This window comes from Candidatus Latescibacter sp. IFSED24 (assembly GCF_058273205.1).
In genome coordinates this window covers 4,449,159-4,463,985 of the sequence record NZ_CM177850.1, presented here as the reverse complement: position 1 = coordinate 4,463,985, position 14,827 = coordinate 4,449,159, and the positions used below count along the sequence as shown (strand labels likewise).

Sequence of the window (14,827 nt, the reverse complement as noted above, 5' to 3'; positions counted from 1 at the left end):
AGGGGGCTTGCCCCGCTCAACCCTCCCGCCTGGGCACGATGGCCACCGGCGCATCCACCACCATCTCCAGCAGCGCGTGGGAGAGCGTCTTGCCCTGGGGGTCGAGCATCAGCGACACGGTGCCGCCGCCGCCCAGCGCCTGCTCGAGCAGGAAGTTCAGGCCGAGCAGATTGTCCAGCTCGAAGCGCACGACCTCGCCCTTGACGATGTCGCCGAAGAACCGCTTGACCACCGCGGGCGTGAGCGTCTCGCGGAGCCAGTCGTAGATCTCGGGCGAGCGCGCGAGCACGCCGACGTTGCAGGTGTCGCCCTTGTCGCCCGAACGGGCGTAGGCCAGGGTGCGGAGCTGGGTGCGGCGGGTCCGTCCCGACCACTCGTGGACGCGCGGGCGCGGCACGGGCGCCGCCGCGGTGTCCGCCGCGGTCAGCACGTCGTCGGTGAAGGCGATGGTGCGCGCCTCCTCGCCGCCGTCGGGCGCCAGCGCCACCATGCGCGCGGGCACGCTGCTGCGCTTCATCAGCGCCGGCCAGTAGGCCACCACCTGGCGCGGCTTGGGCCGGCCGGCGGTGACGGCCATGCCGCTGGGACCGGAGAGGATGAGCGCGGGCAGCTGCACGCCGAAGGCCTCGATGCGGGTGCGGTCGTGATCGCGCACGCCGAGGCGCAGCAGCACCTCGTCGGGCTCGCCGATGCTCAGGGTCCGCGACCAGATCGAGCCGGTGCCGACGATGGAGGTGTGGGTCTCCTCGTAGGTGTGTCCGAGGCGCTTCCAGAAGATGTCGGCCGCCGCCTGGCACTTGGCCACCGCCTCGGGGCCGCAGACCAGGAGGTGCCCATGCGCCTTCCAGCCGTCGTCGTACGCCATGGAGACCTTGAACATGGGCGGCCGGGGCAGGCCGCGCGACCCCGTGACGCGCACGCGGTTCTCGCCGACCTGCTCGAGCTGGAGCGTGTCGAAGCGCGCGATGACGTCGGGCGAGATGTATTCGGCCGGATCGCCCATCTCGTAGACCAGCTGCTCCTTGACCGTCTTGAGGTTCACCAGGCCGCCGGTGCCCTCGTGCTTGGTCACCTCGAAGACGCCGTCCTCGCCCATCTCGATGATGGGGAAGCCGATCTCGGCCAGGTCGGGCACTTCCTCCCAGTCGGTGAGGTTGCCGCCGGTGGACTGGGTGCCGCACTCGATGATGTGGCCGGCCACGATGCCCGCGGCCAGGCGGTCCCAGTCGTCGGCGGCCCAGCCGAACTCGTGGAGCATGGGCGCCAGCGTGATGCCGGTGTCGGTGACGCGGCCGGTGACGATGACCTGGCAGCCCGCGTCGAGCGCGGCGACCACGGGTTCGGCACCGAAGTAGATGTTGGCCGCGGTGACCCGGTTCTGCACGCTGTCCAGGCTCTCGCCGGTCTCCATGTTGGTGAACCGCTCGCCCGCCGTGCGCAGCGCGTCGAGCTGGCCCACGATGTCGTCGCCGTCGACCACGCCCACCTTCACCGTGAGGCCCAGCTCGCCGGCCAGTTCGCGGATCTTGCGGCCCAGCCCGAGGGGGTTGATGCCGCCGGCGTTGGTGATCACCCGGACCCCGCGCTCGACCATCAGCGGCAGGCACTCGCGGAGCTGGTCGAGGAAGTCGGTGGCGTAGCCCAGTTCGGGGTTGCGCACGCGCTGGCTCTGCAGGATCGACATGGTGATCTCGGCCAGGTAGTCGATGGTCACGTAGTCGAGGGGGCCGCCCTCGATCTGCCGGCGCAGCGCGCCGGGGTCGTCTCCCCAGTAGCCGCCGGCGTTGCCGATGCGGATGGTGCGTCTCATCGGGATCTCCTCGGGGTCGTGGGCCCGGTCTCTAGTTCATGAAGCCGATGTCCAGGCGGAACAGGTGGTTGCTGTCGATGGCGTCGATGTCGGTCCAGGCGTGCTCGTAACCGGCGCGCAGGAAGAACGACTCCGACACCTCGAAGCGGCCGCCCACGCCGAGCAGGAACGAGGCGGTGTTCTTGCCGTAGGTCGTGGCGTAGTCGCCGCAGATATAGCCCCACAAGGGATCCCACCAGCAACCGGTGACGGAGCCGGCATAGATGTTGGTGTCGATCAAGGTCCAACCCACGGCTCCGGAAACGTAGGGCGTGATCTTGCCCGGCAGGACGTTCCAGTCGCCGGCCAGCGCCATGGTCGAGATGGACATGGAGCCGTTGTATCGCCGCGAGGACCCGTCGTCGCCATCGATGGCGACGGCGTTATAGGGCAGCGACCGCCACGAGATGAGCAAGCCCAGATCGAACCGCTGATTGAAGTGGTAGTTGAAGCCGAATCCCCAGCCCAGATCGTCCTGGAACTCCAACGACGAGCCTCCAGCGCCAGCGAAGTCCTGCGCGCCCGTGTAACGCGTCTGCAGGCTGAACTCCCAGCGTCCCTCCCGCGTGGCCTGGGGGCGCAGGGGCTGGAAACCGGGCTGGGCGGGTGCGAGGCCGGCGAGCATGACCAGCAGGGACGACAGGATCAGGGCGCGACGCATCATGATGGCAATCCTCCAGGGTATGACGACTCTTGACGGCCGGTGAAAACCGGCTGACAAACAGCCACAGCCTAGGCGAGGAGCGGTCCGGCCGCCATGCGCGAAGGATGGACTCGCCGCGGCCCGGTCAGCGGACCAGCACCAGACGCGTGGCCACCGTGCCGAGGTCGGTCTCCAGCCTGGCCAGGTAGACCCCGCTGGCCTGGCCGGCGGCGTCCCAGGTGCTCGTGTGCATCCCGGCGGGGAACGACCCCTCCTCGAGGACCGTCACCAGACGGCCGGCGAGATCGTAGATCGCCAGGCGGCCCACCGCGGTACGCGGGAGCTCGGAGCGCAGATTCACCCGCGGGTTGAAGGGATTGGGCCAGGACTCGAGTCGGGGCCCGTCGGCCACGGGCACGTCCCCGGCCGCGGAGATCACGGGCCGGAAACGGTAGACGCCGGCGCTGGCGGTGCAGACGTAGAGGTACTCGTCCTGCCAGACGAACTGGAGGTCCCGGGCCTGGCCGGGCAGTTCGCCGGTCTCGTCCTGCCAGGCGGCGAGGTAGCGGTCGGCCACGAGCACGCGGCCGTCCGTGGTGACCACGGCCGGCCGGTTGATGCGGGACAGGGGCCAGGGTGCGGGGCCCGACATCATGGTGGCCGCGCGGCAGGATTCTCCGGCGAGGATCTGCTCCCAGGAGTCGAACGGCGTGAAACCTTGCCAGAGGCCGTTCTCGCCGCCGGCCAGAGCGCCGGTGAAGATCACGTCCCCGCTCGGCGTGAAGGTCGTCAGGCAGCGGATCAGCCCGTCTCCCAGATCGGTGCCCACATCCTCCCAGGTCTCGCCGGCATCGTAGGAGATGGCGACCTGGTTGTCGCCGGCCGCCAGGAGGTCTCCCATGTGGCCCACGCCGAGGGCCGTGATGGCCGTGTGGCCGTGGCCGAAGAGCGGATACCAGGGCGCCTCGCCGGTGGCCGAGCGAAGGAGTTCGCCCGGGGTGATGTCGCTGATGTTGCCGGCGTAGAAGTACTGGCCGTCGTGGTCGAGAGCCCAGAACGCGCCGCCCTCGGACATGTGGACCGGGTCGCCGGTGGCGCCGCCGTCGGTGCTGAGCTCGACGTAGCCCTTGAAGAACGCGTTCTGGCGGCCGGTGAGGATGCGGTCGGGATCGGTCGGGTGGCCCTGGACGGCGTGGACCTGGCGGCCGATCCAGCCCTCGTCGTCGAACTCGGCCCAGGCGCCGGTGGCCAGGTCGTAGGTCCAGAAGCCCTCGTGGGTGCCCACGAAGAGGCGGGCGTGGTGTTCGTCCAGCTCGATGCACGTGGTGCCGACACCGTCCATGCCCACGTATTCCCACTCGTAAGCCATGGCCAGCGGGGCGGCGAGGACGCCGAGCGTGATCAGGATCGTCAGGATTCGCATCGGTCTCTCCTTGGGCAGGGGGCGATAGAAACCGGCGTACCCGATGATTATACCCTACCTGGATGGTCGAGGAAAGCAGCGCCGGGAGCCCCGCCGCGGTGTGCTATAATCCACCGACCAGGGAGGTGACTCATGAGATCCCTTTTCCTCGCCCTGCTCCTGAGTGCCGGCATCCTGACCGTCCCCGCCACCGCCGCATCCTCCGACCCGGCCAACGGGCAGCGCATCGTCGTCCTCACCGCACCCGGCGTCGCCCCGCTGGGCACCGGGACCTTCGCCGCGAGCGGCACCGTCACCGGCGTCCCGTCACTCGACCGCCTCTGCCGCCGCCACGGCGTGACCGCCGTCGCCCCCTACTATCCCGGAACGTTGCGCCACCCCGTGCTGGCGGCGATCGCCCAACGGCTGCGCCTGCTGCACCTGGCGCCCGGATTCGACGCCCGGGCCGCGGCCGCCGACATGGCCGCCGACCCGCACCTCGCCGCCGCCGAGATCCCCGTCCCCGCGCGCCTCTTCTACACACCGAACGACCCCTACTACTCCGAGCAGTGGCACCTGACCCACATCGGCGCTCCGGCCGCGTGGGACCATATCCGCGGCGAGGCTGCGCGCGCCGCGGTCGTGGGCGTGATCGACACCGGGCTCGACCTCGACGAACCCGACCTGATCCCCAACCTGTGGATCAACGGTCCCGAGGACCTCAACCAGAACGGCCGGCTCGACCCCGAGGACATCGACGGCGTGGACCAGGACGGGAACGGCTTCGTCGACGACGTGGCGGGCTGGGATTTCGCCCACGACGACCACCTGCCCCAGGACACCCACTCCCACGGCACGGGCGTGGCGGCGTGCATCTCGGCGGCCACCGACAACGGCCTGCGCATCGCCAGCATCGGCTTCGGCGTGCGGCTGATGGCGCTGCAGGGCATCACCGAGAACGGCTACCTGGCCGACGGCTACCTCCCCATGCTCTACGCCGCGGACAACGGCGCCACGGTGGTCAACTGCTCGTGGGGCATCCCGGTGCATCAGGAATTCGAGCAGGCCATCGTCGACGCCGTCTGGGCGGCGGGCGTGGTGCTGGTGGCCGCCGGCGGCGAGGGCGACCAGCCCGTCTATCCCGCGGCCTACGACCACGTCCTGGCCGTCTCGGCCACCGATCCCTTCGACCACCGCGCGCCGTTCGGCCCGTTCGGCGCCTACATCGACGTCTGCGCCCCCGGCGTCGACATCCTGATGATCTGGGACGGCGAGCTCTCGGTGCTCTCGGGCACCTCGTTCGCGGCGGGACTGGTCTCGGGCCTGGCCGGCCTCGTGCGCGCCTGGCGCCCCGACGCCGACCCGCTCGCGGTGACCCAGCTCATCAAGCAGTCGGCGGTGGACATCGACGCGCTGAACCCCGGTTACGCCGGGTTGCTGGGGGCCGGCCGCATCGACGCCGAGGCCGCCATCCTCCTCGACGTCACCGGCGTGGCCGGCGGCACCGGCAGCGCCCCGGCGCTGGCCTGCCAGCCCAACCCATTCAACGGCGCGACCACCCTGAGCTTCTCGCTGGCCCGGGGCGGCCAGGCGGAGCTGTCGGTGTTCGATGCCCGCGGTCGTCTGGTGGAGTGCCTCGTGAAGGGCGAACTGGCCGCCGGCGCCCATGCGGTGCGCTGGGACGCCCGCGGCCTGGCCTCGGGCACCTACCTGGTGCGACTGACCAGCGGTGACCGGACGACCACCGGCAAGCTCGTGCTCGTGCAATAGGAGCCGACCGCGGTCACTGGTGGAACAGCGCCTTCACCTCGCTCCAGCTCCTCGTCCGGACGGGCACGGCCGCCTGCAGGCCGCTGAGCTCCAGGATGTAGGGCCACTCCTGCGGCGTGTAGCCGCCACAGACCGGCTCGATGTCCATGGTCGTCAATCGCAGCCAGACCGTACCGCCCGCCGGGCCGCTGATCGCGACCGGATTGCCGATGAACGGGGCGGCCTCGATGGTCTGCTGGATCTCGAGGTCGTCGCAGGTGCTGGGCGTGACGACCTCGATGGTGGCGCCCAGACACCCGAGGAACATCCCCTCCACCGTGCCGGAGGCGCCGATCACCAGGCTGAACCAGTCATGGTCCCGCCGGGGTTCGCCGCCGATGGCGCGCCAGCCCATGCTGCCGCAGAGGTCGAGGGTGCCGGCCGCGGTGGCGGCCAGCGCCTGGATCGCCGGGGCGGATGGGTTGCCGTCGCAGCCGCTGTTGTAAGTGTCGGGGACGCCATCCTGCAGCGGTGGTTCGCCCTCGTCCCAGTAGTCGGGCGGGCAGGTGAAGAACGGCATGCTGTACTCGTAGCTTTGCAGGGTGTAGTCGCCGTGATCGCCCCCGTAGCCGTCGACCACGATGTAGTAGGTCTCGGCCTCGAACAGGCCCACCATGTCGATCCGGGACGTGTAGTCGGGGTAGTAATCGTCGTTGCAGGCCACGAGGGCTCCCTGGCTGTCGTAGAGGTAGACCTTGGTGTCGTAGAGCGAGCCGTAGAGGTCGATCTCGACGTACTGGCAGGGGATCGCCATGTCGCCCGGCGCGTAGACGTAGACCACGTCGGGCGAGGTGCTGCCCTGGTAGGGGCAGACCTCGTCGTAATCGTTGGCGTAGCCGGTGGTGGTGCCGTTCGTCGACAGGGGCAAGTGGTCGACCATCACCGCCGACTCGATGGTGTCGCCGCCCTGACGCGGCAGGGGCACGTTGGGCGGACAGCTCGGCGCGGGTTTGTCCGCGGCCATGGCCGCCGGGAATGCACACAGGAGCACCAGGCAGGTCAGGCAGGCCCAGGAACGCATGAACAGACCTCCGGATCTAGCGGTGGAACAGCGCCTTCACCTCGCTCCAGCTGCGTGTCGCGACCGGGACGGGCGCCTGCAGTCCCTGGAGCTCCAGGGTGTATTCCCACTCCTGGGGGGTGTAGCCGCCGCAGCCGGGCTCCCCTTCGCGGGTCGCGATCCGCAGCCAGACCTCGGTGCCCGGTACGCCGGTGATCGAGAACTCGTTCTGGTAACAGGGAGACATCTCGAGAGTCTGCTGCACCTCGAGGTCGCCGCATTCGCCGGGGGTGACGACCTGGACGGTGCCGCCGAGGTTGTCGTCGTAGATCCCCGTCACGGTGCCGGAGGCGCCGATCACCAGGCTGTACCAGTCCGTGTCGCGGCGCACCTCGCCGGCGACCATGTACCAGCCCATGAGGCCGCAGAGCTCCACCGTGCCGTCCTCCGCCACGGGCAACGGGACCACCGCCGGGGCGCCGGCATCGCCGTCGCAGCCGCTGTTGTAGGTGTCGGGCACGTCGTTCTGGAGCGGAGGCTCGCCCTCGCCGGAAAAGCCGGGCGGACAGTAGACATAGCAGGTCATGTACTCATGGATCGCCAGCGAGTACTCGCCGTGATCGCCGCCGTAGCCGTCGATCACGATGTAGTACGTCTCGTCCTCGAAGAAGAAGATGTTCTCGATCCTGGACGTGTAGTCGGCGTAGAAATCGTCGTTGCAGGCGATGAGGTTCAGCTGGCTGTCGTAGACGTAGACCTTGGTGTCGTAGAGCGAGCCGTGGAGGTCGATGTCGGCGTTCTCGCAGGTGGGAGCGATCTCGCCGGGTAGGTAGGCGTAGACCACGTCGGGCGAGGTGCTGCCCTGGTAGGGGCAGACCTCGTCGTAATCGTTGGCGTAGCCGGTGGTGGTGCCGGTGCTGATGAAGGGGAGATTCTCGAAGACGACGGCGTTTCCCATGGTCTCGCCGCCCTGGCGTGGTCCCGGTACGTTGGGCGGAGCGTCCGGGACGGGCTTGTCGGCGGCCACGGCCGCGAGGGGAATGGTCAGGACGAGGGTGTGCAGCAGGCCAGACAGGGAGCGCATGATCAAGCCTCCGGCTGGGCGGGTCCGGGGTCGTCGGATATCCAGGTTCATTCTAGCACCGATGGCGCCCGAGCGGGGCATGGCCTTGTCCTTGGCCGTCTGGACCACCTGGCTCTATCTTGGATATTATTTGTCTATTTTATTATTACAGGATCACCCTGGAGCAGTCGCCCATGACCGACCACGACCTGCCCACCCAGCCGTCCACCCCGGCCGGCGGCGCGCCGCGGCCCGACCGGTTGCATCCCGGCGACCGCATCGGTCCCTACCGCCTCCGGCAGCGCCTGGGCGAGGGCGGCATGGGCGTGGTCTGGCTCGCCGAGCAGGACGAGCCCATCCGCCGCCGCGTGGCCCTGAAGATCATCAAGCAGGGCATGGACACCCACGAGGTCGTCTCGCGGTTCGAGACTGAACGCCAGGTGCTCGCGCGCCTCGACCACCCCCACATCGCCCACGTCTACGACGCCGGCGCCACCGACCGCGGTCGGCCCTACTTCGTCATGGAGTACGTGCCCGGTCTGCCCATCACCACGTACTGCGACCGCCACAAGCTGAGCACACGCGAGCGCATCGAGCTCTTTCTGCAGGTCTGCGAGGGCGTGCAGCACGCGCACCGCAACGCCATCATCCACCGCGACCTCAAGCCCCACAACGTGCTGGTCGCGGTGCAGGAGGACCGCGCCGTCCCCAAGATCATCGACTTCGGCATCGCCAAGGCCACCGACCAGCGCCTCACCGAGCGCTCGGTGTTCACCGAGCTGGGCCAGCTCATCGGCACGCCCGAGTACATGAGCCCCGAGCAGGCCGAGATGTCGGGCCTGGACATCGACACGCGCACCGACATCTACTCGCTCGGCGTCCTGCTCTACGAGCTGCTCACCGGCAAGCTCCCCGTGGAATCCCAGGAGCTGCGCAAGCTGGGCATCGACGAGATCCGCCGCTGTATCCGCGAAGACGACCCACCGCCGCCCAGCTCGCGCGTGAGCACCCTCGGCGACGAGACGCTCCTGCTCGCCCGCAGCCACCGCACCAGCCCCGGCAAGCTGGCGAGCGAGCTGCGCGGCGACCTCGACTGGATCACCATGAAGGCGCTGGAGAAGGACCGGATCCGGCGCTACGGCTCGCCCACCGAGCTGGCCGACGACCTGCGCCGCCACCTGAACGACGAGCCGGTGCTCGCCAGCCCTCCCAGCCTGCTCTACCGCTCGCGCAAGTTCGTGCGCCGCCATACGGTGGGGGTGGCGTTCACCGCCATCGTCTCGTTCCTGGTGGTCGCGCTGGCGGTGACCAGCACGGTGCAGGCCGGGCGGATCGCCCGCGAGCGCGACCGCGCCAACCTGGAGGCCGCCACCGCCCGCCAGGTCTCCGAGTTCCTGGTCGACCTCTTCGACGTCTCCGACCCGAGCGAGTCGCGGGGCAACTCGGTCACCGCCCGCGAGATCCTCGACACCGGCGCCCAGCACGTGCGGCGCGACCTGGCCGGCCAGCCCGCCACCCAGGCCACCATGATGCGCACCATGGGCCGGGTGTACACCGAGCTCAGCCTCTTCGCAGCCGCCGAATCGCTGGTCCAGGAGGCCGTGGCCCTGGCCGAGACCGACCCCGCCGTGGACGATCTGGAACTGGCCGCCGGCCTCTACGAGCTGGCCAAGCTCTACTCCTGGACCGATCGCGACGCCGCGGCGGAAGACCTGGCCCGCCGCAGCCTCGCCATCCGCGAACGCCGTCTCGGCCCCGATCACCCCGACGTGGCCCAGAGCCTCAACGCCCTCGGCAACGTCCTGCAACATCTGGACCGCCTGGACGAGGCCGCCGTGGTCCACGAACGCACCCTCGCCATCCGCGAACGCCGCCCCGCGGACGAAGCGCTGGCCACCACCATCCACAACCTCGCCATTGTCCACTACTTCCGGGGCGACCTCGCCGCGGCCGAGCGCCTCTACAAGCGGTCGGCCGAGATCGAGCTGGCGCTCGGCGGCCGCGAGAACCACAACTACGCCACCAGCCTGCACACCCTGGCCATCGTCTACCTCGACCAGGGCCGCTACGAGGAGGCGCTCGAGCTGGAACGCGAGGCGCTGGCCATCCGCGAGCGCGTCCTCGGTCCCGACCACTTCCACGTGGCGCTGAGCCTCTGTACCCTGGGCGAACTGTACCGCGAGCTGGGGCGGCCCGCCGAGGGCGAGGCCCCGGGACGACGGGCGCTGGCCGTGGCCGAGGCCACCGCGGGTCCCGACCACCCCGAGACCGTGTGGATGCGCGACAACCTGATCCAGACGCTGCGGGCGCAAGGCAAGGTGGCCGAGGCCGATTCGCTGGCCCGCTGACCAGAGCCGGTTGGCGTCGCCCCGCCCCCGGCACCTATATTCCCGCGACCTCGCAGCGCGCGTCTTCAACCTCCGGCGGCTCCGGCGTGATCAACCTGACCAACATTTCCAAGAGCTACGGCCGGCAGCTGCTCTTCGTCGAGACATCGCTGCAGCTCAATCCTGGCGAGAAGGTCGGCCTGGTCGGCCCCAACGGCGCGGGCAAGACCACGCTCTTCCGGTTGATCACCGGCGAGGAGCTCCCCGACGACGGCCAGGTCACCGTCCCCCGGCGCACCACCATCGGCTACTTCCGCCAGGACATCGGCGAGATGGCGGGCCGCTCGGTGCTCGACGAGGCCATCGCCGGCAGCGGCGACCTCGGCGACCTGCACCACGAGCTGGCAGACCTCGAACAGGCCCTGGCCGACCCCGACCGCGCCCACGAGATGGACACGATCCTCGCGCGCTACGCCGTGGTCCAGGACCGGTACCAGTCCCACGGCGGCTACGAGCTCGAGGCCCGCGCCCGCGAGGTGCTGGCGGGACTGGGCTTCGCCGCCGACCAGATCGACGGCGACGTGGGTGCGCTCTCGGGCGGCTGGAAGATGCGCGTCGGCATGGCCCGGGTGCTGCTCGGCAAGCCCGATGTGCTGCTCATGGACGAGCCTACCAACCACCTCGATATCGAGTCCATCCTCTGGCTCGAATCCTTCCTCAGGAACTACCCCGGCGCCGTGCTCCTGACCTGCCACGACAAGGACTTCATGAACCGCGTGGTCGTCCGCATCGTCGATATCGACGCCGGCGAGTTCGTCTCCTACACCGGCGATTACGACAACTACCTGCGCCAGCGCGCCGTCATCGCCGCCAACCAGGAGGCGGCCTACGCGCGCCAGCAGGCCATGCTCGCCAAGGAGAGGCGGTTCATCGAGCGCTTCCAGGCCCAGGTTGCCAAGGCGGCGCAGGTGCAGAGCCGGATGAAGAAGCTCGACAAGATCGAGACCCTCGAACCACCGCGCCGGCGCAAGATCGTGGAATTCCAGTTCCGCCAGCCGCCGCGCTCGGGCGACGACGTGGTCGAGCTCCGCGGCGTGAGCAAGGCCTACGGGCCGCGGTCGATCTACCACGACTTCAGCCTCAAGATCCGGCGCACCGAGCGCTGGTGCGTCATGGGCCGCAACGGCGCGGGCAAGACCACGCTGCTCAAGCTCGTGGCCGGGGTGCTGCCGCCGGATGCGGGCACCGTGCGGCTGGGCGCGTCGTTGAAGGTGGGCTACTTCGCCCAGCAGTCGCTGGAGCAGCTCGACCCCGACCGCACGGTCTTCGCGCAGCTCCAGCAGGCCTTCCCGGCCACCGGCCAGGGCGTGCTGCGCAGCCTGCTCGGCGCGTTCCAGTTCCCGGGCGACGACGTCGACAAGCCCATCCGCGTCCTGTCGGGCGGCGAGCGTTCGCGGCTGGTCCTGGCGCAGATGCTCTTCGATCCGCCCAACTTCCTGATCCTCGACGAGCCCACCAACCACCTCGACCTGGAGACCAAGGAGATGCTCGTGGCGGCGTTGCGCGACTTCGAGGGTACCATGCTCTTCGTGAGCCACGACCGCACCTTCTTGCGCGGCCTCAGCACCCGCGTGCTGGAATTGCGGCCAGGAGACGGCGACGGGGTACCCGCCGCCCCGCCCCTAGTGTATGATGGGACCTACGACGAGTGGGTGACGAGCACGGGCGGCGAGGCCGCCGGCGTGCACGGCTAGGACGGCCACGGACCAACCCGGGGAGCGGCGCCATGAGCGAGAACACACACGACCTCGACCTCAGGACCGTGCTGGAGACCAGCGATCTCGGACTCATCGCCATGGCCGAGGGCATCCTCGAGGGCGCGGGGATCGAGTACCTGGCCCGCGGCGAGGGCATCCAGGACCTGTTCGGCATCGGACGGCTGGTTCCGGTCAATCCGGTGTCGGGGCCGGTGGAGATCCAGGTCGCGCCGGAGAACGAGGCCGCCGCCAGGGATCTGCTGAACGACCTCATCGCGGACTGACGCGGCACCGCCTGCGTTCCGGACCTGGCATGGCCAGCGCAGTTCGCCTCCTGACGGGCGTGCCATGTGCAACAGACCGTGGCCGGCCGGTCCGGCGAGCACCGCCCCATCCCCATGTCCTGCAATCCCCTAGGCGATTCTTCCCTCGCTGGCACGATCGTTTCTACGAGGCGTGGCAACGTAAGGAGTCGCCATGCGCATCATCGCCGTCGCCATGACCAAGGGCGGGGTCGGCAAGACCACCACCGCCGTGAACCTCTCTCACGGGCTGGCCCTGCGCGGCCGGCGCGTGCTGCTGGTGGACACCGACACGCAGGGGCAATGCGCCAAGGCGCTGGGCGTGGCGCCCGACCTGACCCTGACCGAGGTGCTCACGGGCGAGGCGGAGATCCTCCAGGCCGTCACCCACGCCCGACCGGGCCTCGATCTGGTGGCCAGCGACCATCACCTCACCCGCGCGGCCCTGGCCATCGCACGGCGCGAGCACGACGGTCACCGCGCGCTGGCCGAGGCCCTCGCCCCGGTGGCCGACCGCTACGACGAGGTGGTCCTCGATGCCGCGCCCGGCGTGGACGCCATCGCGGTCAACGTGCTGGCGTGCGCCGACGACGTCCTGGCCCCGGTCATGCTCAGCCCGGCTGCGCTGGCCGGCGTGTTCGATTTCGTGCGGCACGTCGAGCGCGTCAGCAAGCACGCCGACCAGCTCTGCCTGCGCCACGTCCTGCCCACCTTCCACGACCTGCGGACCCGCCAGTCCGGCGACTCGCTCGAGCTGTTGCGCGAGAATTTCGGCCGCCTGGTCTGCCGGCCGATCCGGGTCAACGTGGAGCTGGCCGAGGCGTTCGGCTGGCGGAAGACGATCTTCGAACATGCGCCGCGTTCGCGCGGGGCGGCGGACTACACCGCGCTGGTGGAGACGATCGTCGCCACCCGAAGCGCCGGATTGGCCACGCTCACCTGATCCGAACGGCGGGACCGGCCCGGGCAAGCTCATGCCCGGGCCGACATCGCGCTCGAGAATCTTGTGCCTCGGAGTGGTGGATTCGCGCCATTTCTCTTATTTAGTCTTTTGGCTAAATGAAATGGGCAACACCATGGACTCCGCCCTCAGCACGCTCAAGGCCCTGGCCGACCGGAACCGCCTGCGTACCGTGGTCGCCCTCGCCAGTGAAAGCGAACTCTGCGCCTGCCAGATCACCGAACTGCTCCGGGTCTCGGGCGCCACCGTCTCCCGGCACCTGGCCCAGCTCGTGCGCGCCGGCTTGCTGGCGAGCCGCCAGGACGGCCGCTGGGTCTTCTACCGGCTAGCTGACGGCGTGCAGGACAGCCCGCCTCTCGCCTGGCTCCGCGCCGACCTCGCCAACGACCCCGACCTCGCCAGCGACCGTGCCGCGCTGCGGCGCATCCTGGCCGAGGATCCCACCGTTCTCTGCCGTCGTCAGCGCGGCGAAACCTGCTGCCCCCCACCGGAGGATTCCCGATGAGCGAAGCTCGCCGGATGACCAGCATCTTCGAACGCTACCTCTCCGTCTGGGTGGGGCTCTGCATCCTCGCCGGCATCGCCCTGGGCCGTCTCGCCCCCGGCATCGCCCGCACCCTCGATGGCTGGACCATCGACGTCGCCGGGGCGCCGGTGGTGTCGATCCCCATCGCGGTCTGCCTCTTCTTCATGATGTACCCCATCATGGTGAAGATCGACTTCGGCCGCGTGGCACGGGCGAGCCGCAATACCCGGCCCGTGCTGCTGACGCTGTTCGTCAACTGGGCGGTCAAGCCGTTCACCATGGTGGGGATCGCCGCGCTCTTCCTGGGCGTCGTCTTCCGTGGCCTCATCGGGCCGGACGCCGTCGACCTGGTGAAGATGCCCTTCGGGCTCGACCTGCCCGTCGGCGCCAGCCACGGCGCCGGCACCGTGGTGCTGACCGACGGCGTGAAGATGCTCGAGGTGCCGCTCTGGCGCAGCTATCTCGCGGGCTGCATCCTGCTCGGCATCGCGCCCTGCACGGCCATGGTGCTGGTCTGGGGTTACCTCGCCCGAGGCAACGACGGGCTGACGCTGGTGATGGTGGCCCTCAACTCGCTCACCATGCTGGTGCTGTACGGGGTGCTCGGCGGCTTCCTGCTCGGGGTCGGCCGCCTGCCGGTGCCCTGGCAGGCGCTGCTGCTGTCCATCGGGGTCTACGTGGCGTTGCCGCTGGTGGCGGGTTACCTGTCGCGACGCTGGCTCCTCGCGGCACGCGGCGAGGCGTGGTTCCAGGCGAACTTCCTGCCCTTCCTCACCCCCATCACCATCGCGGCCCTGCTCAGCACGCTGGTCCTGCTGTTCAGCTTCAAGGGCGACGTGATCGTGGCCAATCCGCTGACCATCGTCTGGATCGCGGTGCCGCTCTTCCTGCAGACCATGTTGATCTTCGGACTCGGCTTCTGGGCGGCGAGGCGCCTGAAGCTGCGGTACGAGGACGCCGCGCCGGCGGCGCTGATCGGAGCCTCGAATCATTTCGAGGTGGCCATCGCCACCGCCGTGATGCTGTTCGGACTCGGCTCGGGCGCCGCCCTGGCGACGGTGGTCGGGGTGCTGATCGAGGTGCCGGTCATGCTCTGGCTCGTTCAGATCTGCCTGCGGCAGGAGCGAGGATTCACTCGCGAGGGTTGACCCGGACCGCCAGTCCCGTCTCGACGCGACGAACAGGAGC

12 protein-coding genes are annotated in these 14,827 nt (G+C 69.5%); 7 read left to right on the top strand and 5 right to left on the bottom strand.

The features are described from left to right. Positions 1 to 16: 16 nt before the first annotated feature. The 3 genes from IFSED24_RS17790 to IFSED24_RS17780 all read right to left on the bottom strand — a co-directional run bounded on the left by IFSED24_RS17790 (position 17) and on the right by IFSED24_RS17780 (position 3,915). Positions 17 to 1,810, bottom strand: coding sequence for an acyclic terpene utilization AtuA family protein (locus IFSED24_RS17790; protein WP_491332827.1), 1,794 nt, complete (start codon positions 1,808 to 1,810; stop codon positions 17 to 19). 31 nt (positions 1,811 to 1,841) lie between these two features. Beyond that, entirely contained in the window at positions 1,842 to 2,513 is a 672-nt protein-coding gene (locus IFSED24_RS17785) for an outer membrane protein (protein WP_491332826.1), read from the bottom strand. 124 nt (positions 2,514 to 2,637) lie between these two features. Beyond that, entirely contained in the window at positions 2,638 to 3,915 is a 1,278-nt protein-coding gene (locus tag IFSED24_RS17780; RefSeq protein WP_491332825.1) for a T9SS type A sorting domain-containing protein, read from the bottom strand. Positions 3,916 to 4,047: 132 nt separating this feature from the next. On the opposite strand from IFSED24_RS17780, the gene IFSED24_RS17775 reads away from it, so the two are divergent. After that, a complete protein-coding gene (locus IFSED24_RS17775; protein WP_491332824.1) occupies positions 4,048 to 5,664 on the top strand; it encodes a S8/S53 family peptidase in 1,617 nt (538 codons plus the stop codon). Between the two features lie 13 nt (positions 5,665 to 5,677). Here the strand turns inward: IFSED24_RS17775 and IFSED24_RS17770 are convergent, their stop codons facing one another. After that, entirely contained in the window at positions 5,678 to 6,724 is a 1,047-nt protein-coding gene (locus IFSED24_RS17770) for a hypothetical protein (RefSeq protein WP_491332823.1), read from the bottom strand. Positions 6,725 to 6,740: 16 nt separating this feature from the next. Then, entirely contained in the window at positions 6,741 to 7,787 is a 1,047-nt protein-coding gene (locus IFSED24_RS17765; RefSeq protein ID WP_491332822.1) for a hypothetical protein, read from the bottom strand. A 173-nt stretch (positions 7,788 to 7,960) separates the two neighbouring features. Here IFSED24_RS17765 and IFSED24_RS17760 point away from each other — a divergent pair, with 173 nt between their 5' ends. The 6 genes from IFSED24_RS17760 to arsB all read left to right on the top strand — a co-directional run bounded on the left by IFSED24_RS17760 (position 7,961) and on the right by arsB (position 14,787). Then, positions 7,961 to 10,114, top strand: a complete 2,154-nt coding sequence (locus IFSED24_RS17760) for a serine/threonine protein kinase (protein WP_491332821.1) — start codon at positions 7,961 to 7,963, stop codon at positions 10,112 to 10,114. An 86-nt stretch (positions 10,115 to 10,200) separates the two neighbouring features. Continuing rightward, positions 10,201 to 11,847, top strand: a complete 1,647-nt coding sequence (locus IFSED24_RS17755; RefSeq protein ID WP_491332820.1) for an ABC-F family ATP-binding cassette domain-containing protein — start codon at positions 10,201 to 10,203, stop codon at positions 11,845 to 11,847. Between the two features lie 32 nt (positions 11,848 to 11,879). Then, entirely contained in the window at positions 11,880 to 12,134 is a 255-nt protein-coding gene (locus tag IFSED24_RS17750; RefSeq protein ID WP_491332819.1) for a putative signal transducing protein, read from the top strand. A gap of 193 nt (positions 12,135 to 12,327) precedes the next feature. Then, positions 12,328 to 13,095, top strand: coding sequence for a ParA family protein (locus IFSED24_RS17745; protein WP_491332818.1), 768 nt, complete (start codon positions 12,328 to 12,330; stop codon positions 13,093 to 13,095). A gap of 133 nt (positions 13,096 to 13,228) precedes the next feature. Beyond that, positions 13,229 to 13,618, top strand: a complete 390-nt coding sequence (locus IFSED24_RS17740; RefSeq protein WP_491332817.1) for an ArsR/SmtB family transcription factor — start codon at positions 13,229 to 13,231, stop codon at positions 13,616 to 13,618. Next, entirely contained in the window at positions 13,615 to 14,787 is a 1,173-nt protein-coding gene (gene arsB / locus IFSED24_RS17735) for an ACR3 family arsenite efflux transporter (protein WP_491332816.1), read from the top strand. Before IFSED24_RS17740 ends, arsB begins: the two co-directional genes overlap by 4 nt. Positions 14,788 to 14,827 lie beyond the last annotated feature (40 nt).

What these genes read in the sequence shown, in the direction of transcription:
- IFSED24_RS17790 (WP_491332827.1), bottom strand. Translation starts at nt 1,810, where the DNA reads ATGAGACGCACCATCCGCATCGGCAACGCCGGCGGCTACTGGGGAGAC.
- IFSED24_RS17785 (WP_491332826.1), bottom strand. Translation starts at nt 2,513, where the DNA reads ATGATGCGTCGCGCCCTGATCCTGTCGTCCCTGCTGGTCATGCTCGCC.
- IFSED24_RS17780 (WP_491332825.1), bottom strand. Translation starts at nt 3,915, where the DNA reads ATGCGAATCCTGACGATCCTGATCACGCTCGGCGTCCTCGCCGCCCCG.
- IFSED24_RS17775 (WP_491332824.1), top strand. Translation starts at nt 4,048, where the DNA reads ATGAGATCCCTTTTCCTCGCCCTGCTCCTGAGTGCCGGCATCCTGACC.
- IFSED24_RS17770 (WP_491332823.1), bottom strand. Translation starts at nt 6,724, where the DNA reads ATGCGTTCCTGGGCCTGCCTGACCTGCCTGGTGCTCCTGTGTGCATTC.
- IFSED24_RS17765 (WP_491332822.1), bottom strand. Translation starts at nt 7,787, where the DNA reads ATGCGCTCCCTGTCTGGCCTGCTGCACACCCTCGTCCTGACCATTCCC.
- IFSED24_RS17760 (WP_491332821.1), top strand. Translation starts at nt 7,961, where the DNA reads ATGACCGACCACGACCTGCCCACCCAGCCGTCCACCCCGGCCGGCGGC.
- IFSED24_RS17750 (WP_491332819.1), top strand. Translation starts at nt 11,880, where the DNA reads ATGAGCGAGAACACACACGACCTCGACCTCAGGACCGTGCTGGAGACC.
- IFSED24_RS17745 (WP_491332818.1), top strand. Translation starts at nt 12,328, where the DNA reads ATGCGCATCATCGCCGTCGCCATGACCAAGGGCGGGGTCGGCAAGACC.
- IFSED24_RS17740 (WP_491332817.1), top strand. Translation starts at nt 13,229, where the DNA reads ATGGACTCCGCCCTCAGCACGCTCAAGGCCCTGGCCGACCGGAACCGC.
- arsB (WP_491332816.1), top strand. Translation starts at nt 13,615, where the DNA reads ATGAGCGAAGCTCGCCGGATGACCAGCATCTTCGAACGCTACCTCTCC.